The following is a 23,310-nucleotide window of genomic DNA, read 5'->3' as shown; positions in this document are numbered from 1 at the left end:
GGATGATCACCAAAACACTCGCAATCACCGCCGCCACTTGCGCCGCATTGTCACTCACCACCTCCATGGCTTCCGCCTGGGGATGTTCACGTTCCGTAAGCAGAAGCGGTTACCGCGGAAGCATCTCCCACACCAGCAGCACTTCGGGAGGGTGGGGGAATTTCTCCCACTCCGCTTCCACCACCGCCACGGGGCGCTATGGCAATACCTACACCGCCGGCCATTCGGGATCCGGAAACTACGGCTACGGCGGCGCCACCTATCATGGAACTACCGCAGGCGGTGCAAGCTATGGCGGAGCCGTCTATCATACCGGCGGCTACGGAGCCTATCATTACGGCGGATGCTATAACACCGGCTACGGCTATGGAGCCGCTGTTGCCGCCGGCGCGGTGATCGGTGCTGCCGCGGCGACTGCCGCCACCGAGCCGCCACCGCCTTATCCGTATGCGCCGGGTGTTTACTATCATCCGTTGCTCTGACCGTTGCCTCCCCCAGGACCTTCACTTGCGCATCGATGATGAAATTCAAATCACCGGGCCTGTCCCCGATTGCTCTAACGATGCTTGCCGTGGTTTGTCTCAATGCCACGGCGGAGGAGGCGGTGGTAAGCGGCGAGGATCTCACCCAGCCCATCGATCGCTTCGACATCCGGATGCAGTTCAAAAGCCTTCCCGATGCCCCGCTCGCCTCGGGCGGAACCATCAACGATGTGAGCGAGGAAACGCTAACCTTGCGGACGGATCTTTTGTTTTTTAAAAAGCCGGACCAGCTCTCGCTTCGTTTCGACCTCCCGCTGATCTGGACGAACAAACCCGAGAAAGACAACCCGGGAGCCTCCACCGATTTCGGTCTGGGGGACATCCTGATGCAGGCGATTTACGTGCGGGAAATCGACTCCCGCTGGGCGGCGGGTATCGGCATGCAAACGTTGCTCCCGACTGCGACAGGCGACGGGCAGGGTACCGGCAAGTGGCAGCTTGTTCCCACGCTCGGCGTTCGGGCCAGCCTTCCTGAAATCAGCCCCGGCAGCTACGCGGGCGTGATCCTGAGGCAGTACAACAGCGTGGCCGGTTCGTCGTCGCGGAAGAACATCAACAACACCGGCATCGAGCCGCAGCTCAATATCGGCCTGCCCGACCGGTGGTTCCTGAATACCTCGCCGAAGCTCATCTACAACCGGACAACCGGCGATTGGTTCGTTCCGCTGGACCTGATGATCGGGAAAAAATTCGGCGAGCGCTGGATCGCCTCGATCGAATACCAATTCGGCCTTGTTAGGGATTACGACAGCTACGACGAATGGGTGGAAGCCCGCCTCGGTTACTATTTCTGAACCAGCCTGCAAGTCCGACCCTTTTGCGATTTTTCAACCCCAACCACCTGAACCCATGTCACACCGTTCCCTTCTGGTCTTCCCCGACGATACTTCGAAATCGATCGTCGAAGCCATCCATAACGCGAAGAAATTGCTGCGCATCAAGATGTTCATTTTCTCGGATCCCGAGTTGATCCAGGCCGTCATCGACGCCCATGGCCGCGGCGTCGAGGTGAAGATCATGCTGAATCCCGCGCGCCGCACCGGTGAGCAGGAAAACGAGGAAACCCGGGCGACATTGGAAGCCGTGGGGATCGAGGTGAGGGACAGCAGCCCGTCCTTCGGCATCACTCACGAGAAGTCCTTGGTCGTCGATGACGAGGTCGCCTTCATCCAATCCCTCAACTGGGAAATCAAGGACCTCACGCTGACCCGGGATTTCGCCATCGTCACCTCGCACAAGCATGAGGTCGAGGAAGTGATCGCCGGTTTTGAGGCGGACTGGCAGCGGGAGGATTTCGATCCGGGCGCGGAAGCTCATCTGATCTGGTGCAAGGGCAACGGCCGCGAGCGCATGGCCAAGCTCATCGACAGCGCCCGGCACACGCTCTTCGTGCAGAACGAGCGCTATCAGGATCCCGTCATCATCGAGCACCTGCTTCGTGCGGCGATGCGCGGTGTGAAGGTCCATGTTCTCGCGAAACCGGCCCATTCCCTCAAACAGGGCAAGCTTGGCGAAGGCGTCGGCAGCCTGCGGATGATGGACGACGTGGGCATCAAGATCCACAAGCTCAAGGGTCTCAAGCTTCACGGCAAGATGATCCTGGCGGATGGAGAGCGCGCCATCATCGGCTCTATCAATCTGGCACCGGGCAGCTTCGACGATCGCCGCGAGCTGGCCATCGAGGTGCATGACGAGGAAATCGTGGGACGCCTGCACAAGGTCGCCAAGGAGGATTGGGAGGACTCACACAAGCTCGATCTATCCGATGAAGGGATTTTCGCCGATCTCGAAAAGCACAATGAAGGCAGCTCGTCCGAACTGGCTTTGGACGTCGGTGAAAAAGAAGCGGAGCATCACAAGCATCACGATAAATGAGAAGCTCCGGCTCGAAGCAGCCCGACGCAGAACTACGAAATTTCATGAGATCAATCCAACAGAACACCGCGGGCAGAATCCGCCGATGGCTGGCAGTCCCGTTCGTTGCCGCACTCGTTGCCCTCGCCGACGCAGCGGAAACCCCTGCAACTGCTAACAAGGAAGCCGCTCCGGAGGGCATGGTATGGATCGCTGGCGGAACATTCGCCATGGGCAGCGAGCTTCCCGGCGGCCGGATGGATGAGAAGCCCGTCATCAAGGTGACCTTGGATGGTTTTTGGATCGATGCCTGCGACGTGACCAACGCCCAGTTCCGGAAGTTTGCCGATGCCACCGGCTACAAGACGATCGCGGAGCGCCCCATCGACTGGGAGGAAATGAAATCGCAGGTCCCGCCCGGCACGCCGAAGCCTTCGGACGAAGATCTGCAACCCGGAGGAGTCACCTTTGCGCCGCAGCCGGGAGCTATTCAACCGGGAGCCGAGGAAAACTGGTGGACCTGGACGCATGGCGCGAATTGGCAACACCCGGAAGGACCTGCCAGCGACATCAAAAGCCGCGACAATCATCCGGTCGTTCTAATCGCCTGGGAGGATGCCGTCGCCTACGCGAAATGGGCTGGCAAGCGCCTCCCCACCGAGGCCGAGTGGGAGTTCGCCGCACGCGGTGGACTCGATGGCAGGCGTTTCGCCTGGGGCGACGAGTTCAAGCCCGGCGGCAAATTCATGGCCAACACCTGGACCGGAACCTTCTCTAATAAAAACACCGAGGAAGACGGTTTTCCCGGCACCTCACCCGTCAAATCCTTCCCGGCTAACGGCTACGGCCTCTACGACATGGGCGGCAACGTCTGGAACTGGTGTGCCGACTGGTATCGCGTCGATACTTTCGCCCGCGCCAAACTCGCCGGAGAGTGTATCAACCCGGTCGGCCCCAACAGCAGCTACTCGCCCGGCCACCCTCTCCAACAGGAGCGTGTCATCAAAGGCGGCTCCTACCTCTGCAACGTCGATTACAGCGAGGGCTACCGGCCCGGTGCGCGGCGCGGCTCTCCCATCGACACCGGCATGAGCCACATCGGATTCCGCTGCGCGAAGGGCGTTCCAAAGGCCAAATGATTTTCAACGACCTTTTTCAATCTCCACCCCGAAGAATCGCATGAACGTCACCAAACAAAGAATCGTCCATCTTGCGCTCGCGGGTGCCATCACCGCCGCCGCTCTAACCGGGTGCGACAAGAAAGCGGATCCGATTTCCGCCGCCGAAAAAGTGGACAAGGCCGCGGGTATCGCCTTCCCGGGCATCGAGGAGACCAAGGCCATCGCCGAGGAGGGTTTCATCTACGGGCTGCCGATCGTGATGAATTATGCGGTGATGTATGAACTTTCCGTGGACACCAAGTCCAGCCAGTTCAAGGCACCGTTTAACAAGATCCTGAATGAACATCGCACTTTCACTTACAAGGACACCGCTGTGGTCACGCCTAACAGCGATACGCCGTATTCGAGCTTGTGGTTGGACTTGCGTGCCGAGCCGATGGTGATCTCCGTTCCCGCCGTGGAAAAGGAACGGTATTACTCCGTGCAATTATGTGACGGCAACACCTTCAACTACGGCTACATCGGCAGCCGCGCCACGGGCAGTGAACCGGGTGACTACATGGTCGTCGGTCCGGATTGGAACGGGGCCACTCCAGTCGGCATCAAAAAGGTGTTTCATTCCTCGACAGAATTTGACCTGACGATTTTCCGCACCCAGCTTTTCAACGCGGAGGACATGCCGAACGTCACCAAAGTGCAGGATGGCTACAAAGCACAGCCGCTCTCAGCCTATCTCAAACAGCCCGCTCCACCCGCCGCACCGAAGATCGACTTCCTCCCGGCGTCCACCGCCGGGATCAAGAAGAACTTCTACGAGTATCTCGACGCCGCTCTGGAGTTTGTGCCGGTGACGCCGGACACGAAGGAGCTGCGCGCGCGGCTTGCCAGCATCGGTATCGGGCCTGGCAAGACCTTCGAGTTCAAAGACCTCTCGCTCGAACACAAGGCTGCGGTCCTGCTCGCCATGAAGGAAGGCGACGACAAGGTGAGTGGCTATCTGGACCACGGGATGTCCATTATCAACGGCTGGAAAATCGGTGATCTCGCCGGTGACAGCGCCTTTTTCAGCGGCGACTGGCTCAAGCGCGCCGCCGGTGCGAAGGGCGGAATTTACCTCAACGATAGCGTGGAAGCGATGTATCCGATGACTCGAAACGACGTCAGCGGCGCCACGCTCGACGGCAGCAAGGCGAACTACACGCTCACTTTCCCCGCCGGGCAGCTCCCGCCGGTGAACTCCTTCTGGTCCGTGACGATGTATGACGGCAAGACGCAGCTCCTGATCGAGAACCCGATCAACCGCTATCTCATCAACTCGCCGATGCTGTCGGGCATGAAGACCAACGACGACGGCTCGCTGACGATCCACATCCAGAAGGACAGCCCCGGTGCGGACAAGGAGAGCAACTGGCTCCCCGCCCCTAACGGCTCGATCTACCTCGTCATGCGCCTCTACTGGCCCAAGACGGAAGCTCCCTCAATCCTTCCCGCTGGCGAAGGAACATGGAAGCCGCCGGGCATTGTAATGGTGAAATGATCCTTGCCCGCGAAATCACCGGGAAGCACGGCTTTCTCACGTTTCCCGGTGATCGCCCCGTTTCAAATCCGAATCATTTCTAACGAAAATCCCTATCCATGATCGATCCATTCACCAGAACCCGCTATCACTCCGGCTGTCGGCTGGACGCATGGTTTCCCGATGGCGTTCTCGATATCACGATGGCGACATTGATGGTTCATTACGTCGGTTTTGAAGAGGCCATCACCGATGAACCCTTCAATCGGTTTGCCGACCTCTCGAAACTAACGGCCATTCACCTGGAATTCAGTGATGTGGCCAGGATCGCTGCGGAACGCCGTGCTTCCTACGACGGACCACAGGTCAAGTCGGCGTTTCTTGCGACGAACCTTCCCGCTTACGGAGTCGCTCGGATGTTCGCCGCGCTCATGGAGCCGTCGTCGATCGAAGTGCAGGTCTTTCGCAAGATCGAAGATGCCGCGGAGTGGCTGGGCGTGCCGCCTGATGTGCTCCGGGAGGAATAGCGAACCATCCGTCTTCGAACTCTGAATCAAAAGGCTGAATCAAATAGCCAACAAAATCATGAAACTAACCAAACGATCATTCCTCCACCCGGCGCTGATCGGCGGCCTTGCCACCATCGCCTTGTTCTCCACTCATCTGCCAGCCTCTGGTGCTCCCCCCACTCCGGAGGAAGCGCGCGCCATCATCAAGGAAGCCTATATCTACGGCTTCCCGATGGTGGATAGCTACCGCATCCAGCACGCCTACTTCGTGGATCGCCAGAGCCCGGAGTTCAAAGCGCCGTGGAACCAGCTCGTCAATACCCCGCGCGTCTATACTCCGGCGGATACGGCCATCCAGACGCCTAACTCGGACACTCCATATTCCTTTGCCGGTCTGGATCTGCGGGCCGAACCCATCGTTCTAACGGTTCCTGTCATCGAGAAGGAGCGCTATTTCAGCATCCAGTTTGTCGATTCCTACACCTTCAACTTCGCCTACGCCGGCAGCCGGACCACGGGCAACGACGGCGGCAGCTTCCTCGTCGCCGGTCCGGGTTGGAAAGGCGAAGTGCCTCCGGGCATCAAGAAAGTCATCCGCTCGGAAACCGACTTCGCGATGGCCTTCTACCGCACGCAGTTGTTCAACCCGGCGGACATTGACAACGTGAAGAAAGTGCAGGCCGGCTACAAGGCGCAGACGCTCTCCGCGTTCCTTAGCACCGCAGCCCCAGCCGCCGCGCCGGCCATTGATTTCATCACGCCGCTTTCGCCGGAGGAAGAGAAGCGCTCGCCGCAGTTCTTCAATATCCTGAACTTCCTGCTGAAATACTGCCCGTCGGATCCCTCCGAGAAAGAACTCATGGCCCGCTTCGCCACCATGGACATCGGGGCGGGGAAAACTTTTGATGCCGGCAAGCTCTCGCCGGAAATGAAGAAGGCGGTTGAAGACGGCGTCGTCGAGGCCTGGGGTGCCTTTGGCGGACTGGTCAAAGAATTCGATGCGGGCAAGGTGACTTCCGGCGATGTCTTCGGCACTCGCGAGTTTCTTAAAAACAACTATCTCTATCGGATGGGTGCCGCCGTCATGGGCATCTACGGCAACTCGAAGGAAGAGGCGATGTATCCGGTCTATGGCGTCGATGCCGATGGCAAAAAGCTGAGCGGTGACAACCGCTATGCACTGCACTTCGCGGCGGGCGAGTTGCCACCTGTTCATGCCTTCTGGTCGATGACCATGTATGAACTGCCCAAGAGCCTGCTCGTGTCCAATCCCATCAACCGCTACCTGATCAATTCGCCCATGGTTCCCGAACTCAAGCGGGATGCCGACGGCGGCCTGACGCTGCTCATCCAGAACGAATCCCCCGGCAAGGACAAGGAAGCCAACTGGCTGCCCGCACCGAAGGGGCCGTTCATCATGTATATGCGGTTGTATTGGCCGGAAGAAGCAGCGCTCGACGGCAAGTGGACCGCGCCGAAGCTCAAACAAGTCCAGTGAAGGAGCCTGCTCCGGGCGCGGTGAAGAACTGCCGGCTGAGCGTGCCGTGTTAAATGATCAGCCGTGCTGTGTTCGTCTAACCGTCTCCCCCGGCGTCTCGCCGAAAAGCCTCCGGTAGTCGTGCGTGAAATGGCCCATGTGCCAGAATCCCCAGCGCAGCGCACGCTCCTTGATGACCCCTGGTGCCGGGTCGCAGTCGTGGAGTTCGTGATGGACTCGGTGCAGACGGCGTGCGCGCAGGAAGGCATTCGGACCGACTCCCAGCGAATCGTGAAACAGATTTTCGATTCCCCGCCGCGAAAGTCCGGTGGCGGCACAGAGATCCTCCAACTGGAGGGTGCCATCAAGATTCTCGGTGATGAATTCCCTGGCCTTGGCGAAGCGGCGGCGTCGATCCGTCACGCGGCGATTTGTTTTGGGCATCAGGGCGGAAGAAGCTCCGCATAATGCAGTTAGAAATGCATCCAGCAGCTCCCGTTGGGCGCTTGGCACCGCCTCCGCGGTGCATTTGTGTCCGGGGGGCGTAAAGGCTCTTGCCTGGATTTTCGCGAGAAGTCCGCGCAGGCGCGTCTGATCGACGGGTGAAATGTGCAGCCTGGCTCCGCGTTCGAGAATGTGGTCGGGAATTTCAGGAAAGCATCGTTCCGCCGCTGCGAGAAACATCGCCTTGGGTACGGTGAGCGTGGCGTTGGCGTAGCCCTCCGGAGTGAACGCATCCAGCATGCCACCCGGCGGGAAAAAGCCCATGTATCCGTCGGAGTGCTCGATGGAAAAATTGAAGGAACGGCCTTTATCCGGACACTCGGTCACGAAAACCAGCGTGTAGTCATCCACCGACATCCTGCCGGTGAACAGGAGCGCCGGCCCGAGTGTGGCGAAATCCAGACAAAGCTGGGGAAACACCACCCGACCCAGATTGCTGGGCAACGGCCGCATGCTCAGATTGCACGGCTCCAGATTCGCATGCTGGATTGCCGCCACCAGCAGCTCGGGGTCCAACACCAGCTGGCTGGCAACGGTGAAGTTACCATTGTTCATCTACTACATATATAGAAAGGATGCGAATCGATAGGCAAGACGATTCACTGCGTTTTTGGGATACGGTTTTAAGTCGTCGCCATGACACGCATTCCATACGTTTGTTAGGTAGTTTGATCTCCCTTATATTCTAGCCAGGTTTTCGGAACTCTCGCACCACCTCGGTTAGTTCCGGTCACCCTTCAGTCACTCTCCACCCCCTCGAAACCAAATGAAAACCAATAGACATATCCAGGTTGGCGGATTGTTGGCGATCGCTTTTGTGGCGTTCGCATCATCCGCCGGAGCCCAGCAAGTCACCGGAACTCCCGGTTCGCCCGGTGCCACGATTTCCATCGATGGCAAACAACTCCCCGCGCCCGACCCGAAATTCGGCGGCGTGATCAAGGAAGACGCCAAGGACTCCAAGTCTTACTGGCCGCCCACCATCGTGCCACCCAAGGGCGCGCCCAATGTGCTGCTAATCATGACCGATGATGCGGGTTATGGGGTGGCTGGCACTTTTGGCGGCGTCATCCCGACACCGGCGCTGGATCGCGTCGCGAAGGCCGGGCTGCGCTACACGCAATTCCATTCCACGGCGCTTTGCTCGCCGACGCGCGCGGCGCTCATCACCGGCCGCAACCATCACTCGGTGGGTTTCGGGGTCATCTCCGAGCAGGCGACAGGTTTCCCGGGCTATGACAGCGTGATCACCAAGGACAAGGCCACCGTCGGTCGCATCCTGCGCGACAATGGCTACGCCACTTCCTGGTTCGGCAAGGAGCACAACACGCCCGCCTATCAATACAGTACGGCGGGGCCATTCGACCAGTGGCCGGACGGGATGGGCTTCGAGTATTTCTACGGGTTCATGGGCGGTGAAACCGACCAATGGACGCCATATTTGTTCCGCGGTCATGAGCAGATCTTTCCGTGGATTGGCAAGCCCGATTACAACCTCACCACCGACTTGGCGGACGAGGCCATCAAGCACATGCGGCAGTTGAATGCCGCCGCGCCCGACAAACCGTTCTTCGTCCATTTTGTCCCGGGCGGCACGCACGCGCCGCATCAGCCCACCCCGGAATGGATCCAGAAAATTGGTGACATGCATCTGTTCGACAAGGGCTGGAACGAACTCCGTGAAACCATCTTCGCCAATCAAAAGAAGCTCGGGGTCATCCCGGCGAATACCAAACTCACCGCCTGGCCGGACAGCCTGCCGAAGTGGGACACGCTCTCCGCCGATGAGAAGAAACTTTTCATCAAGCAGGCGGATGTGTTCGCCGCCTACGTGGCATACACCGACCATGAAATCGGTCGCGTGATTCAAGAGGTCGAGGATCAGGGCAAACTGGACAACACCCTCATCATCTACATTGAAGGCGATAACGGCACCAGCGCCGAAGGCTCCACGATCGGCACACCATTCGAGTTGGCCGCGATTCAAGCCGTCAATGTTCCGATTGCGGACCAGTTGAAATTCCTGGATGTCTGGGGTTCCGCCGTGACCGACCCGCACATGTCGGTGGCGTGGTCCTGGGCGTTTGACACGCCGTTCAAATGGACCAAGCAGGTGGCGTCGTTCTTTGGCGGCACGCGTCAGGGCATGGCCATGTCGTGGCCTGGCCACGTTACCGATGTCGGCGGCATCCGCACACAGTTCCATCACATGATTGACATTGTGCCGACCATCCTTGACGCCGCTGGTATCAAGCAGCCTGAAGTCGTGGACGGCATCAAGCAATCGCCCGTCGAAGGCGTGAGCATGACTTACACTTGGGACAAGGCGGGCGAGAAAGCTCCGTCCAAGCGCCAGACGCAATACTTCGAGATGTTTGGCAATCGCGCCATCTATCACGACGGCTGGGTCGCCGCCACGCCGCCGCCGCAACCGCCGTGGCTCATGGGCACCGCCAAGATGCCCGATGTCCTCACCGGCTACAAATGGGAGTTATATAACATCGCCAACGACTACTCGCAGAACGATGATCTCGCGGCTGAAAATCCGGGCAAGCTGAAGGAACTGCAGGATATGTTCATGGCGGAGGCGAAAAAGTATCAGGTGCTCCCGCTGGATAACTCCATTCTCGAACGCATCGTCGCACCGCGCCCGAGCGCCACCGCCGGACGCACCGTCTTCACCTACCCGGGTGCATTGACCGGTCTGCCGCCCAGCGATGCGCCGAGTATCCTGAACAAGTCCTATACCATCACCGCCGAAGTAACCGTTCCCGACGGCGGCGGTGACGGAATGATTGTGACGCTCGGTGGCCGCTTCGGCGGCTTCGGGCTTTACGTTCTAAAAGGCAAGCCGGTCTATACCTACAACCTGCTCAACCTCGTGCGCTTCCGTTGGGAAGGCAAGGACGCGCTCACGCCGGGCAAACACACCGTCGTGTTTGACTTCAAGCAGGATGAGGGTCCGGGCTTCGCCAAGGGTGGCGCTGGCAGCCTCTCGGTGGACGGCAAGGAAGTCGCCAGCGAGAAAATCCCGCACACGATCCCGTTCCTCATGACGATCGACGAGACTTTCGATATCGGCAGCGACACCCGGTCCGGGGTGGACGACAAGGACTATGATGTGCCGTTTAAGTTCACCGGCTCGGTTGACAAGCTGACAGTCAAGCTGATCCCGCCGACGCTGACGGCCGAGGAGCAGAAGGCGCTGGAAAAAGGAACGCAGGACGCCAAAGACGCTGCCCATTGAGTAGTTCGGTCGTGAACAACGCGGGCTGCTTCGCACCGGAGCGGCCCGCGAATTCACCCGCGAAATGACGAACACGAGCAAACCAAGAATGAATCCCAACAGTGAGAAGAAATCGGGCGTGAAGGAGAAGCTGATTGATGAAGCAAAAGAAATGCTGTCGATATTCCTCTACCTGGCCAATGTGATTCTGCTGGGGAAACTGGTGCCATTCACCCGATGGCATGATGACCGCCATCGGTCTCGGCGCGAACCGCCCGCAGGATGCCATCTATCCGACTTCCGAAGGCTCCGACATTCTCGGATCCTACACCGGTGAGAAGAATTACGTGATGCACTTCGAGAAGGGTGAACTCCCGCCCGCGAAGGGCTTCTGGTCACTCACCCTGTATGACGGGAACTACTTCTTTGTGAAGAACCCGCTCAATCGCCAGAGCATCAGCGCCCGTCAGGATTTGAAGGCGAACGCGGACGGCTCCGTCGACCTCTACATCCAGAATGAAAGCCCCGGCACCGAAAAGGAATCGAACTGGCTGCCTGCCCCGAAGGACAAGTTCATTCTCATGCTGCGCCTCTACTGGCCGAGCGAGACGGACCCTTCGATCATCGACGGTTCGTGGAAGATCCCTGGGGTGAAGGCCGTCGAATAGCCTGGCTTCGATGGCGAAACGCGCGGGCCGTGTCCTGCTAGGCGGCCCGCGGATTCGCCCGCGAAACAAAATCTTCCATCAAACCTAGCTGCCCATCTGCCGCTTGCGTGAAATGTTCACCCGTGCGGTGTCCGTCTAACTGTCTCGCCGGGCGTCTCGCCGAAAAGCCTTCGGTAGTCGTGCGTGAAATGGGCCATGTGCCAGAATCCCCATCGGAGCGCACGCTCCTTGTGACGCCCGGTGCCGGGTCGCAGTCGTGGAGTTCGTGATGCACGCGGTGCAGGCGGTGCAGGCGGTGCAGGCGGTGCAGGCGGCGCGCGCAGGAAGGCATTCGGGCCGACTCCCAGCGAATCGCGAAACAGATTTTCGATTCCCCGCCGCGATAGTCCGGTGGCGGCACACGCCGAAGCCCATGGCCGTTCATGGGCGGCGCGAAGCTCGTTTCATGAGTTCTGTATGGATCCAGTTGCAGCATCCGCGCGCTCTCCATGACTTTTGCTAGGGCGGCTGCTGGGTGAAAGGAAACAGCAATCGGAGACAATCACCGATATCCTGAAGATGTCGGAAAGAAAATGGTCCCACCCATCAAAGAATCCGGCATCCGGGAAGGCTCCCGGATGCCGGATAGATGACCTGGTTGTGACGGGCTTTGTCCGTTAGTCCGCCGACGGGCCGCCGATCCGATAGAACATCCGGCTCTTCGGAGTTTCGGAGGCGGATGCGTCGTTGAATTCGATCGGGCCGGCGGAAAACTCCTTTTCTTCGATGGTTTCCCAAGTCGAGAGGTCTTCCGAACGTTGGAGGAAATACACGCCATCAACGGCAGCGCTCGAGCTGATCCGGAATTCGCCCGGAGCGGTGGCTGTCAACGAGGCCGATCCGAGACCGCCGTCACCGTTGGTGGGGACGATGGGAGCGATGGCCAGAGACTCTTGAGGAGGAAGCGGGATGGCAGACGCTCCCGTGGAACCGTTGAGGCGCACATTGTCCAACAAAAGGTCGAGACCGTCGCCGGTGGTGGACTGATCGCTGAAGGTCAATGTGGTGGAGGTGCTGTTCGCAGTGAACGTCACGGTTTTGCCAGCGTAGTTGACGTTTCCTCCGCCAGTGCCGGTGATCGAGAAGTTCTGGTTCACCAGGCTGCTCGAACCGGTGACCTGGCACTTGAGCGTTTGATTCGAGGTGTTGAACGCCTTGGTGCCGATGTCGAAGGTGAGGGTGTAGAGCGTGCCCGGAGTGGTGGTGAACGTCTGGGTAATCGATCCATCGAGGCCGGAGCTGTTGCTATTGAACTCGACGACGATCAGACCATCGGTGGAAGGCAGGCCGTCCTTGACCTTGACGGATTGCTGGCTGCCAGACCAAGTCCAACCGGTGAACTCGCTTTCAAAGCTGCCGTTGGTGAACGGACCGAGCACGGGTGTCGTGGTGTAAACCGCGGTCATCGTGGTGTTGGCATCGACCACCACCGAGATGGTTGGGTTGGTGGCATACCACGCACCGTTTTTGAGCCACTTCACAAAGTTGGCGTAGGGAGCGACCATGTTCACCGTGGTGCCTGCTGCATAGATGCGGCTGAAGCCCGTGGTTCCGTTGCCCTGACCTGCGAGATCGGGAGTGCTGACCGTTATCACCTTGCCGGCGGCCGGGGTGGAGTTCACCGCGAGAGTCACGGGAGCCAGCGTGCCGGGGCGGATTCGGACGTTGTCCACGAAGAGGTCGGTGCCATTTCCGGTGGAGGATGCATCCGCCAGGAACAACGTGGTCGCGGTGGTGTTGGCCGTGAAGGTGAAGGTCTGCGGCGCCCACACGGTCGTCGTGCCGCTGCTGACAATACTCACTGTGCGGGAGAGCAGGATTCCGGAACCCTCGACAGCGACATTCAGGGATTGGCTGATCCCGGAAATCCCGGGTGCGTAGGCAGAGACATCCAATTGCAGTGTGTAGGTGGTGCCGACGGTCGTGGCTAACGTTTGCGAAGCTACGCCGGTGGTTGGTGTGCCGCCCACATTGAAGGAGAGCATGTTGTTGCCGTCGGAAGGGAAACCAGAGGCCGAACCGGGTTGCTCGATGCGGTTGGAGCTGTTAGCGCGGTTCCAGGATGTGGCCCACGAGCTGCCGTCCAGTGATTCGAAGCTTCCGTTCTGAACGATGTTGGATCCCAAGGGGGCGAAGGTTCCGCCGGAATAGACCGCAACCATGCTGGTGTTGGCGGAGATCGTGACGCTGGTGGCCGGAGTGACGGCGAAATCGACTCCGTCCTTCACCCATTTGGCGAAGGTTGCGCCGTTAGGGGCGGTGCCCGGAGCGGTCAGCGAGACCACGGATCCAAGGTTGTAGTTCCGGGTAAGCAGGGTGGATCCGTTGGCATTTCCATTGTTGTCGCCCGGGCTGATGATCATGGCGACATTGCTGCCGATCACCGAGTCCACCGTGAGGATGCGGGCGTTGGCATTGATGACGCGGACGTTGTCGAGCAGGACGTCGATGGAGTTGGTGGTGGACGAGGTGTCCGTGAACTTCAAAGTGGTGGTGGTGCTGTTGGCGGTGAAGTTATAGCTCTTCGCAACCCATTTGACCGTGCCGCCGCCGATGCCGTTGATCGAGGCGGTCTGATTGAGCAAACTACCGCTGCCGGTCGCGGTGACCTGGAGGGATTGAAGGCTGGTGTTGAAGGCGTAAACTCCGAGATCAAAGGTCAGGATGTAATCGATGCCGGGAGTCGTCGTGAACGTCTGCGTGATGCTGCCGCCGTTCGGTGAGTTGGAAGCATTGAACTCGACGATCTTGGTGCCGTCGGTTCCACCGGTAACGCTGTTGATTCGGGCGCTGTCCACGGTGCCGCCGGAAGCGGTCCATGGAGCGAGGACGCCGGTTTCGAAGCTGCCATTGACCAAGGCACCGACCGTTGAGACCGAGATGGAAACGGTGGCGGTGGTGGAGTCGAGGAGGCCATCATTCGCCTTGTAGGTAAAGGTGGCGGTGCCGCTGAATCCGCTAACGGGAGTGTAGGTGAATCCTCCGTTAGGATTGAGCGTCAGGCTGCCGCTGGCAGGACCGGCGACAAGGATCGCCGTCATCGGGTTGGTTTCGGCATCGATGTCATTTCCGAGCACTCCGGGAGTAGCAACCACCAGAGCGGTTCCCTGAGTGGTGGAGTAGTTGTCGTCCGTGGCCACCGGTGCCGTGTTCAGGCCGGAGGCACCGCTGAAGACCCTGACGTTGTCGAGCACGAGATCCAAACCGCTGCCGGTCGTGGAGGTGTCGGTGAAGCTGAGGGTCGTGCTGGCGCTGTTAGCGACGAAGGTGAAGCTTTGAGCCGTCCATTTGGTGGTGTTGCTGACACCCGTGATGGTCACGGTTTGCGACAGGAGGCTGCCGGTGCCGGTGACGCTTACAGCAATTTTCTGCTGTGAGGTGTTGAATGCCAGGGTTCCGGCATCGAAAGCGAGAGAGTATGACGTGCCGGGGGTCGTCGCAAACGTTTGGGTCAACACTCCGTTAGGCGCGGTGTTGCCCGAGTTGAAGGCTGCGAGTTTTGTGCCATCGGTCGGTGCATACGGTGCGGTGTTTTGGATCACGACATTACCGGCGGTGGTCCAGCCGGTGAAGTCGGATTCAAAGCTGCCGTTGACGAGACCATTGACTCCGGGGGCGCTGACCGTGAGCGAGACGGTGACCGTGTTCGAATCCAACAGACCGTCGTTGGCCTTGTAGGTGAACGAATCGGGACCGGTGTAGCTGGTGGTCGGGGTGTAGGTGAATCCACCGTTGGCTGCGAGGCTCAATGTTCCGTGAGATACATTGGCGACGACCGCGGCGGTGAGCGGGTTCGATTGGGCGTCGGTGTCGTTGGTTAGGACTCCGGCTGCAGCTACCACGAGCGCGGTGTTCATCGGAGTGGAATAGGTGTCGGCAACAGCGACCGGGGCGGTGTTGGATCCTCCACCGGGGCCGGTGACGACGACGTTGTCCAAGGTCATGTCGAGACCGGCCGTGACGGTGGATTGGTCACGGAAGGTCAGGGTGGAGGTGGCGCTGTTCGCCGTGAAGGTGAAGCTGCGCGGAGTCCAGGTGTTGGAGTTGGTGGCGGTTGTGTTGATGGTCAGCAACTGGCTGAGCAGACTGCCGGTGCCATCCACCGTCACCAACAATTTCTGTTGGGTGGTGACGTAAGAGAGAACGCCAACGTCGAAGGTAAGCGTGTAGGTTTGTCCCGCCACCGTGTTGAAGGTCTGGGAGAGCACTGCGCTTGGAGCGAGGTTGCCGTCATTGAAGGAAACCAGCTTGGAGCCGTTGGTGGGGACGTAGGGAGCCGACGACTGGATCGACTGGGCACCGGTGGTGGTCCAGCCGGTGAAGTTCGATTCAAAGCTGCCGTTCACCAGTCCTCCGAACGCAGCGCTGACATTGAGGGAAACGGTAACCGTATTTGAGTCCAACAGACCGTCATTGGCCTTGTAGGTGAAAGAATCCGGTCCGGTGTAGCCGCTGGTCGGCGTGTAGGTGAAGCCGCCGTTGGCGCTTAGGGCGAGCGTGCCGTGGGCTGGATTACCGACAGTCAAAGCTGCCAGAGGATTGGATTCCGGATCTGTATCATTGGCCAGCACGCCGGGAGCGGCAACCACGAGAGGGGTGTTTTGATTGGCGGAATAGCTGTCAGCCACGGCGGTCGGGGCCGTATTGGCAGGTCCGGCCGGTGGTCCGGTCACGGAGACATTATCGAGCAACAGATCGATGAGATTGCTGGTCGGTGACAGGTCGGTGAAGGTGAGTGTTGTCGTCGCGCTGTCGGCCACGAAGTTGAATGACTTCGGCGTCCAGACGGAGTTGCCACCGCTGTTTCCAAACACGGATTCGGCCTGATTGATCAGCGTGGTGGCACCGGTCACGTTGACGTTGAGTTTCTGTTCGGCGTTGTTGAACGAAAGGACACCCATATTGAAGGTCAGCGCGTAGGATTGGCCGGGGATGGTTCCGAAAGTTTGGGAAATCACGGCGTCGGGAGTGTTCGAGCCACCACTGAGCACCATCATTTTAGTGCCATCGAAGGCGACGTAGGAACCATCGGAAGCGTATGGGAAGCGGTTGCCGGTCATCGTCCAACCGGTTTCGTCCAATTCGAAGCTGCCGTTGACGAGAAGCTGGGAGGTGGCCACCGAGTTCACCGTAAGCGAGACGGTCACGACGTTCGATCCCACGGTGCCATCATTGGCATGATAGGTGAAGGAGTCGGGGCCGGTGTAGGTGGTGGTCGGAGTATAGGTGAAGCTGCCGTTAGGGTTCAGGGTCAGGGTTCCGTGGCTTGGTCCGGAGTCTTGGACGGCGGTGAGCGGGTCGGATTGAGCATCCGTATCATTGGCGAGCACACCGGTGGCGGCATTGATGACAAGGGCGGTATTCAGGTTGGCGGAATAGGAATCCGCGACAGCTACCGGAGCGGTGTTAGGAACGACGACGGAGACGCTGACGTTGTCGAGCAATTGGTCGATTCCCAAGCCGGTCGGGGAAACGTCGGTGAAGGTCAGGATCGCGACCGAACTGTCGGCGGTGAAGTTGTAGCTTCTGGACGTCCATTGGGTGTTACCCGCGCTATTTCCGAAGACCGAATCGGTTTGGGAAAGCAGGGGGGTGGCTCCGGTGACGGTTACCTGGAGCTTTTGCTCTGCGCCGTTGCTGGCGAGGAAGCCCTGATTGTAGGTAAGGTGATAGGCTTGTCCCGGAGTCGTGGCGAAGGCTTGGGTTACCACCGCATCGGGCGTCGTTTGGCCGGCGTTGAGGATGAGGAGCTTCGTTCCGTTGAAGGCGACGTAAGGCGCTGTCGAATCGTAAGCCAGGCGGTTGCCGGTCATGGTCCAGCTTGCTTCACCCAATTCGAAACTGCCGTTGGCGAGTCCGCCGACGGAGACCGGAGTTACCGTGATCGAAACGGTCACGAGGTTCGAGTTGAGCACGCCGTCATTGGCGCGATAGGTGAAGGAATCGGATCCCGAGTAGCCGCCGGCGGGTGTGTAGGTGAAACCTCCGTTAGCATTCAGGGTGAGGGTGCCATGGGCCGGGCCGGTGCCGAGGACCGCGGTCAGCGGGCTGAGTTCGGCATCCGTATCGTTTGAAAGCACTCCGGCTGAGGCGACCACAAGAGCGGTACCTTGGAAGGTCGAATAGGAATCGGCGACGGCAACGGGAGCGGTGTTAGGCACTCCCGGAGGTCCGGTGACGCTGACATTGTCGAGAGTAAGGTCGATTCCTCCGGTCGAAGCGGATTGGTCGCGGAAGGTGAGGGTGGTCACGGTGCTGTCAGCCACGAAGGTGAAGCTCTTCGGTGTCCAGACATTGGTGCCGCTGTTCGTTCCATTGACCGTCACCAACTGATTGAGGAGGCTGGCTGTGCCATCGGCGGTTACCAATAGCTTTTGCGGTGAGAAATTGAACGAGAGGACGCCCGCGTCGAAAGTCAGCGTGTAGGTTTGACCGGCCACCGTAGTGAAGGTCTGCGACAGGACACCGTTAGGAGTGAGGTTGCCGCCGTTGAATCCGGCGAGCTTGGTGCCGTTGGTCGCCGTATAAGGCGATGCGGATTCGATGACCAGGTTGCCAGTGTTGGTCCAACCGGTGAAGTTGGATTCAAAGCTGCCGTTTACCAGGAGTTGGGAAATCGGTGTGCTGACCGTGATGGAAACGGTAACCACGTTGGAGTCAAATTCGCCGTCGTTCGCCTTGTAGGTGAACGAATCCGGCCCGGTGTAGCCGGTGGTCGGGGTATAGGTGAATCCACCGTTGGCTGCGAGAACCAAGGTGCCGTGAGTCACATTGGCAACAACGGCTGCGGTGAGCGTGTTGGACTGGGCGTCGGTATCGTTGCTGAGCACACCGGCTGCGGCGACCACGAGAGCGGTGTCTTTGGAAGCCGGGTAGGAATCCGCGACGGCGATCGGAGCCGAGTTGCCGGCAGGAGGACCGGTGACGCGGACATTGTCGAGTGTTAGATCAAGGCCGCTGGTGGAGGCGGATTGGTCGGTGAAGGTCAGGGTCGTCGTGACGCTGTTGGCAACGAACGTGAATGTCTGCGGAAACCACTGCATGTTAGATCCGCCGGAGCGGCTGACGGTGACGACCTGGGTGAGCAGGTTGGATGTGCCGTCAACTTTTGCCTGAATCTTCTGCGGATTCGTGTTGTAGGAGAGAAGACCGGCGTCGAAGGCCAGCGTGTAGGTGGCTCCGGCGACCGTGCCGAACGTTTGCGAAAGCACGCCACTAGGGGCCAGGTTGCCGTCGTTGAATGAAACCAGCTTACTGCCGTCGGTCGCGGCGTAGGGAGCGGTGGATTGAATCGATTGAGCTCCGGTGTTGGTCCATCCGGCGAATCCTGATTCGAAACTGCCGTTGACCAATGCGCCGGTGGGCACCGAGTTGACGGTGAGTGAGACCGTCACGGTGTTGGAATTGAGAAGCCCGTCGTTGGCCTTGTAGGTGAACGAATCGGGTCCGGTGTAGCCGGTGGTCGGGGTGTAGGTGAAACCACCGTTGGCAGCGAGAGCCAACGTGCCGTGTGTGACGTTAGCGACCAATGCGGCAGTGAGTGGATTGGTTTCGGCATCGGTGTCATTGGCCAGGACACCGGCAGCGGCCACGACCAAGGCGGTGTTTTGATTGGTGGAATAGCTGTCAGCCACTGCGACCGGGGCGGTGTTGGGCGGGCCGCCGGGCTGGCCGTTGACACTCACGTTGTCCACCAATAGGTCGGATAGATTTGCGGTTCCCGGGACGACACCGGCCGAGGCGTCGGAGAGAGTCAGGGTAGTCGTCCCGCTGTCAGCTACGAAGGTGTAATTCTTTGCGGCAAGCACGGCGATGCCGGCGGCCGAAGTGACTTCTTCCGTTTGTGAAAGGAGGGAAGCGGTGCCTTGAACACCGATTTGGAGGCGTTGGACCTTGCCGGCCACTCCGCTCGAGAAGACGCCCACATTGAGGCTGAGCGAGTAAGTGGATCCGGGGACCGTGGTGAATTGTTGGGAAACGAAACCGGTGAAGATGTCGCCACCGGCGTTCAGAATGAGAAGGCGGACTCCATCGGGGACGGTCGCGGGGTATCCTCCATCAGGAACGTAAGCGGTAGGGGCACCCGGGGTGGGTTGGTTTCCACTCATGGTCCAGCCGTCAACCGGTCCAATGTTGGCAGGAGTGCCGGCTTCGAAGCTGCCGTTGACCAGCAGTTGGGAACCGGCGGAGACGGTGATGGAAGCTGTCACTACATTGGATCCGACGGTGCCGTCGTTGGCATGATAGGTGAACGAATCCGGGCCGACGTAGCCGGTGGTGGGCGTGTAGGTGAAACCACCGTTGGCGTTCAGCACGAGGGCACCGTGTGTGGTGGTTGCATCGATCACTGCGGTGAGCGGATCGCTATTGGCGTCCGTGTCGTTTGCCAAAACTCCCGATGCGGCGACCACCAGAGCGGTGTTCAGAGGAGTCGAATAGGAATCAGCCACAGCGACGGGTGCGGCGTTGGCCACCGTTGCTGCGACGGCGACGTTGTCCACCAGCAGGTCGGCTCCGGTGGAAGTCACCGTGAGGTCGGTGAAGGTCAGCGTCGTGGTGGCGCTGTCCGCGGTGAAAGCGTAGGTCTTCGGCGTCCAGGTCGAAACGCTCGCGCCGGTTCCGAACACGGATGCCGTTTGAGTCACCAGCGGAGCGGTACCTGTCAGTGCAACTCCGAGACGTTGTTCGATTCCGTTGTTGCCGAACACACCGACATTCAATGTCAACTGATAGGATTGTCCGGGCGTCGTGCCGAAGGTCTGGGAAATGACCGCATCCGGAGTGAGCGAACCACCGCTGAGGACCAGCATCTTCGTTCCGTCGAAAGCGACATAATTGGCATCTGACGGGTAAACGATATGGTTGCCGGTCATGGTCCAGCCGGTTTCACCGGACTCGAAGCTGCCGTTGACGAGGGAGCCGGTGGCGATCGCATTGACGGTGAGGGAGACGGTGGAGAAGCTGGAGAAGGAGTTGCCGTCGTTGGCGCGGTAGGTGAACGAATCCGGACCGGAGTATCCCGTGGTGGGGGTGTAGGTGAAACCGCCGTTCGAATTCAGGACCACGCTGCCATGGGCTGGAGTCGTGCCGATCACCGCGGTCAGTGGATTGGACTCGTTGTCCGTGTCGTTGGCAAGAACACCGGGCGCGGCAACGACCAAGGCGATGTTTTGATTGGTCGTGTAGCTTTCGGCCACGGCGACGGGCGAATTGTTGACGGGGCCCCCTGGAGGGCCGGTGACGCGGACATTGTCGAGAATAAGGTCAAGACCTGCCGAGGTGGGCGACTGGTCGCGGAAAGTGATCGTGGAACTCGCGTTGTTAGCCACGAAGGTGAACGATTGCGGGAACCAGCGTGTCGTGCCGTTGGTGTTGGCGCTCAGGTTGACGACTTGGGAAAGAACGCTGCCGGATCCGGTGACGGAGACTTGCAGCGATTGAGTGCTGGTATTGAAGGAATAGACACCCGCGTCGAAAGCGACGGTGTAGGTGGCTCCCGAAGTGGTCGGGAAGGTTTGCGACAGAATGCCGTTAGGAGCGAGGTTACCGGTGTTGAACGCCACCAGCTTGGTGCCGTCGGAGGCGATGTAAGGCGAAAGACTTTTGATTTCCTGATTTCCCGTCTGGGTCCAGCCGGTGTAGCCATTTTCAAAGCTGCCGTTGTTGAGCACTTGGTTGTTGGCCGAATAAACGGCGTTCAAGGTGTAGTCACCATCCAGTGTCACGGTCGTGCTGCTGCTGGTGGTCAGGTCCACGCCGTTGCGTTGCCATTTGACGAAGGCATTTGCTCCGACGACGGAAGGCGCGGAGATCGTGACGACCGTGCCATTGACGTATTGGCGGCTGAATCCGGTGGGAGCTCCGCTCGCGCCGTTGAGATCGGCAGGACTGAGGGTTACGTTCACACCGGTTGTCGGAGTGGAGGAGACCGTCAGCGTGCGCGGGACCTGGGTGGTCAGGCGGACATTGTCCAGCAGAAGGTCCACGCTGTTGCTGGTCGTGGAAATGTCGGTGAAGGTCATTGTCGTGGTCGTGCTGTTCGCCACGAACGAGAAACTTTGCGGAGCCCAGGTGGATCCGGCACCACCGGGAGCGGTGACGGTGACTATTTGCGAAACGAGAGAGCTGCCGCCGGTGACATTCACCTGCATGCGCTGCTGGGCATTGGCACCGAGTGCTCCCGCGTCGAATGCGAGAACGTAGGCAATCCCGACCGTGGTCGAGAAGGTCTGGCTGACCACGCCGTTTGGAGTCAGTTGTCCCGCGTTGAAGGCCACCAGCTTGGCGCCGTTGGTTGGTGCGTAAGGAGCTGCATTCTTGATTTCAAGGTTGCCGGAAGTGGTCCAACCGGCGAAATCCGCTTCAAAGCTGCCGTTGGTTTGCGCGTCGGTGGAAAAGGCGATCGTCGAGCCCGGCGTGATGAGCGTCTGGGCTGCCGTGCGGTCACGGACGCCGGTGACGGAGAGCGTGTAGAGCGTGCCGGGAGCTTGCGAGCTGGTCGTCAGCGTCATGATGCGCTTGCTCGCGACATCCAGAGATGCGGCGGAAACGCTCAATCCACCGTTGATGGTGAAATTCGCCGGAGTCGCGGCGGAATCGGCGAGCGGTTTGCTGAAGCGAACCGTCAATTGCTGAGGGGTCGTCGGTGGCCCGGTGCGCACAATCGCGGGAGGATTCGTCGTCCCCAAGGGTGAAATCACGCTGCCGATGGCTGGCAGCCACACATCCGCCATCTTGTTGTAGCCACCCTGATTGGGGTGCACGCCTTCCACCAAGTCGCTTGGCACCCACGCGGAGTGCATATCGACAAGGGAAACCTGACGGCCCAGCAATACCTGGTTGTTCACGATTCCCGCGAGGGCGGAGTTGAAAGAAACTTGCTGGGATTCCAGTCCGGCACTGTCCGTTCTCAGGGGCAAATTCGAAACGATGATCTTCGCAAACGGACGCTTCGTCGCGATGTCGGCGATCAAATTGGTCCAACGAGTCTGAATGGAGCCGAGATTGAAATTTTGCGAGAAATCGTTCGTCCCGATGAGCAAAAGCACCACATCCGGATCTTCCACCGTGTTCAGCCAACCGGCCAAATTCGTCTGGATCTCGTCAATCCGGGCACCACCGACACCTTGATGATCCTTGTCCGGAAGAGTTGGATTGCTGGAATCCGTATTGGTTCCCACGAAATCCACATTGTAGCCAGCCGTCGTCAACAAGCTGTAAAGCCGGTTTCGGTAAGCTCCGGGGACGACCGATGTACTGACGCCGGAAGTCAGAGAATCGCCCAAGGGCAGAATCCTTACCGGTGGAGTTTGCGCCTCACAAACGGTGACGCCAAGGCTGCCGAACGCCAGCAGGCCAAGTACACGAAGTACACTTCTAAACGATTTCATACGGTGGGGGGGGGGATAGGGGGAGAACTATTTTAGAAAACTGCGGGAAGCGTGCCAAAATCACGCAAAAGTTTATATTGCGGGAGGGAAGACTGCCGAGACAAAGCCGTCAGGCGGAAAACCGGGAAAGGCGGGAAATTTTCCACGCGGGAACATAGGGGGATCGGGGGGAAGTTTGATGCGGAGAGCATCCAAACGCCGTCAGGGAATGATAAAACCGTTCCCGCGGTCAAGCCATTTTTACCCCTCTGCCCCGGGTATGAGGTGCCTTCCAAACCGCTTGGCGACTCGATTGCAGCGTTGTGCATTGCCGGAATTTTTGAAAATCGGGCGCTCGCACGAGTGCCGAAGATCAATCGGAAAATGCCGGGGAATGGAATCGAAACGGAAAACATGACGCAGGGGGGAGCCCCGGGATGGACCGGGCGGGGGGATCGGTTAGTGACGCGAAAATCACTTTCCTC

General features: G+C 59.4%; 11 protein-coding genes and 1 pseudogene. 9 read left to right on the top strand and 3 right to left on the bottom strand.

Features of this window, described 5'->3' with window-relative positions; translation table 11 throughout:
• Window positions 1–2: 2 nt before the first annotated feature.
• The 7 genes from ABIQ96_RS21980 to ABIQ96_RS21950 all read left to right on the top strand — a co-directional run bounded on the left by ABIQ96_RS21980 (window position 3) and on the right by ABIQ96_RS21950 (window position 7,040).
• Window positions 3–482, top strand: a complete 480-nt coding sequence (locus ABIQ96_RS21980) for a hypothetical protein (RefSeq protein ID WP_348216791.1) — start codon at window positions 3–5, stop codon at window positions 480–482.
• 35 nt (window positions 483–517) lie between these two features.
• Complete coding sequence (locus ABIQ96_RS21975; protein ID WP_348216790.1) at window positions 518–1,336, top strand: hypothetical protein; 819 nt, start codon at window positions 518–520, stop codon at window positions 1,334–1,336.
• Between the two features lie 55 nt (window positions 1,337–1,391).
• Window positions 1,392–2,417 carry a phospholipase D-like domain-containing protein gene (locus tag ABIQ96_RS21970; RefSeq protein WP_348216789.1) on the top strand — a complete coding sequence of 342 codons (1,026 nt, stop codon included), beginning with the start codon at window positions 1,392–1,394 and terminating at the stop codon, window positions 2,415–2,417.
• Between the two features lie 44 nt (window positions 2,418–2,461).
• Complete coding sequence (locus ABIQ96_RS21965; protein ID WP_348216788.1) at window positions 2,462–3,535, top strand: formylglycine-generating enzyme family protein; 1,074 nt, start codon at window positions 2,462–2,464, stop codon at window positions 3,533–3,535.
• A 40-nt stretch (window positions 3,536–3,575) separates the two neighbouring features.
• A complete protein-coding gene (locus tag ABIQ96_RS21960; RefSeq protein WP_348216787.1) occupies window positions 3,576–5,054 on the top strand; it encodes a DUF1254 domain-containing protein in 1,479 nt (492 codons plus the stop codon).
• Between the two features lie 98 nt (window positions 5,055–5,152).
• Complete coding sequence (locus ABIQ96_RS21955; RefSeq protein ID WP_348216786.1) at window positions 5,153–5,560, top strand: hypothetical protein; 408 nt, start codon at window positions 5,153–5,155, stop codon at window positions 5,558–5,560.
• A 58-nt stretch (window positions 5,561–5,618) separates the two neighbouring features.
• Window positions 5,619–7,040: a DUF1254 domain-containing protein gene (locus ABIQ96_RS21950; RefSeq protein WP_348216785.1), complete on the top strand. Its 1,422-nt coding sequence runs from the start codon at window positions 5,619–5,621 to the stop codon at window positions 7,038–7,040.
• A gap of 57 nt (window positions 7,041–7,097) precedes the next feature.
• Here ABIQ96_RS21950 and ABIQ96_RS21945 read toward each other — a convergent pair whose 3' ends face one another.
• Window positions 7,098–8,078, bottom strand: a complete 981-nt coding sequence (locus tag ABIQ96_RS21945) for a helix-turn-helix domain-containing protein (RefSeq protein ID WP_348216784.1) — start codon at window positions 8,076–8,078, stop codon at window positions 7,098–7,100.
• 211 nt (window positions 8,079–8,289) lie between these two features.
• Between ABIQ96_RS21945 and ABIQ96_RS21940 the strand changes: the two genes are divergently transcribed.
• Window positions 8,290–10,770: an arylsulfatase gene (locus tag ABIQ96_RS21940; RefSeq protein WP_348216783.1), complete on the top strand. Its 2,481-nt coding sequence runs from the start codon at window positions 8,290–8,292 to the stop codon at window positions 10,768–10,770.
• Between the two features lie 221 nt (window positions 10,771–10,991).
• Window positions 10,992–11,417, top strand: a pseudogene (locus ABIQ96_RS21935) (DUF1214 domain-containing protein); the annotation flags it as partial.
• A gap of 656 nt (window positions 11,418–12,073) precedes the next feature.
• Here ABIQ96_RS21935 and ABIQ96_RS21930 read toward each other — a convergent pair.
• Window positions 12,074–22,846, bottom strand: coding sequence for a cadherin-like domain-containing protein (locus tag ABIQ96_RS21930; RefSeq protein WP_348216782.1), 10,773 nt, complete (start codon window positions 22,844–22,846; stop codon window positions 12,074–12,076).
• Window positions 22,847–22,878: 32 nt separating this feature from the next.
• Window positions 22,879–23,241, bottom strand: coding sequence for a hypothetical protein (locus ABIQ96_RS21925; protein ID WP_348216781.1), 363 nt, complete (start codon window positions 23,239–23,241; stop codon window positions 22,879–22,881).
• Window positions 23,242–23,310 lie beyond the last annotated feature (69 nt).

Source organism: Luteolibacter sp. (assembly GCF_039920825.1).
GTDB lineage: Bacteria > Verrucomicrobiota > Verrucomicrobiia > Verrucomicrobiales > Akkermansiaceae > Luteolibacter.
This window is presented reverse-complemented; position numbering and strand designations above follow the sequence as displayed.

Excerpts from the sequence above, each read along its gene's own strand:
- ABIQ96_RS21980 (WP_348216791.1), top strand. The coding sequence starts at position 3 with ATGATCACCAAAACACTCGCAATCACCGCCGCCACTTGCGCCGCATTG.
- ABIQ96_RS21975 (WP_348216790.1), top strand. The coding sequence starts at position 518 with ATGATGAAATTCAAATCACCGGGCCTGTCCCCGATTGCTCTAACGATG.
- ABIQ96_RS21970 (WP_348216789.1), top strand. The coding sequence starts at position 1,392 with ATGTCACACCGTTCCCTTCTGGTCTTCCCCGACGATACTTCGAAATCG.
- ABIQ96_RS21965 (WP_348216788.1), top strand. The coding sequence starts at position 2,462 with ATGAGATCAATCCAACAGAACACCGCGGGCAGAATCCGCCGATGGCTG.
- ABIQ96_RS21960 (WP_348216787.1), top strand. The coding sequence starts at position 3,576 with ATGAACGTCACCAAACAAAGAATCGTCCATCTTGCGCTCGCGGGTGCC.
- ABIQ96_RS21955 (WP_348216786.1), top strand. The coding sequence starts at position 5,153 with ATGATCGATCCATTCACCAGAACCCGCTATCACTCCGGCTGTCGGCTG.
- ABIQ96_RS21950 (WP_348216785.1), top strand. The coding sequence starts at position 5,619 with ATGAAACTAACCAAACGATCATTCCTCCACCCGGCGCTGATCGGCGGC.
- ABIQ96_RS21945 (WP_348216784.1), bottom strand. The coding sequence starts at position 8,078 with ATGAACAATGGTAACTTCACCGTTGCCAGCCAGCTGGTGTTGGACCCC.
- ABIQ96_RS21940 (WP_348216783.1), top strand. The coding sequence starts at position 8,290 with ATGAAAACCAATAGACATATCCAGGTTGGCGGATTGTTGGCGATCGCT.
- ABIQ96_RS21930 (WP_348216782.1), bottom strand. The coding sequence starts at position 22,846 with ATGAAATCGTTTAGAAGTGTACTTCGTGTACTTGGCCTGCTGGCGTTC.
- ABIQ96_RS21925 (WP_348216781.1), bottom strand. The coding sequence starts at position 23,241 with ATGTTTTCCGTTTCGATTCCATTCCCCGGCATTTTCCGATTGATCTTC.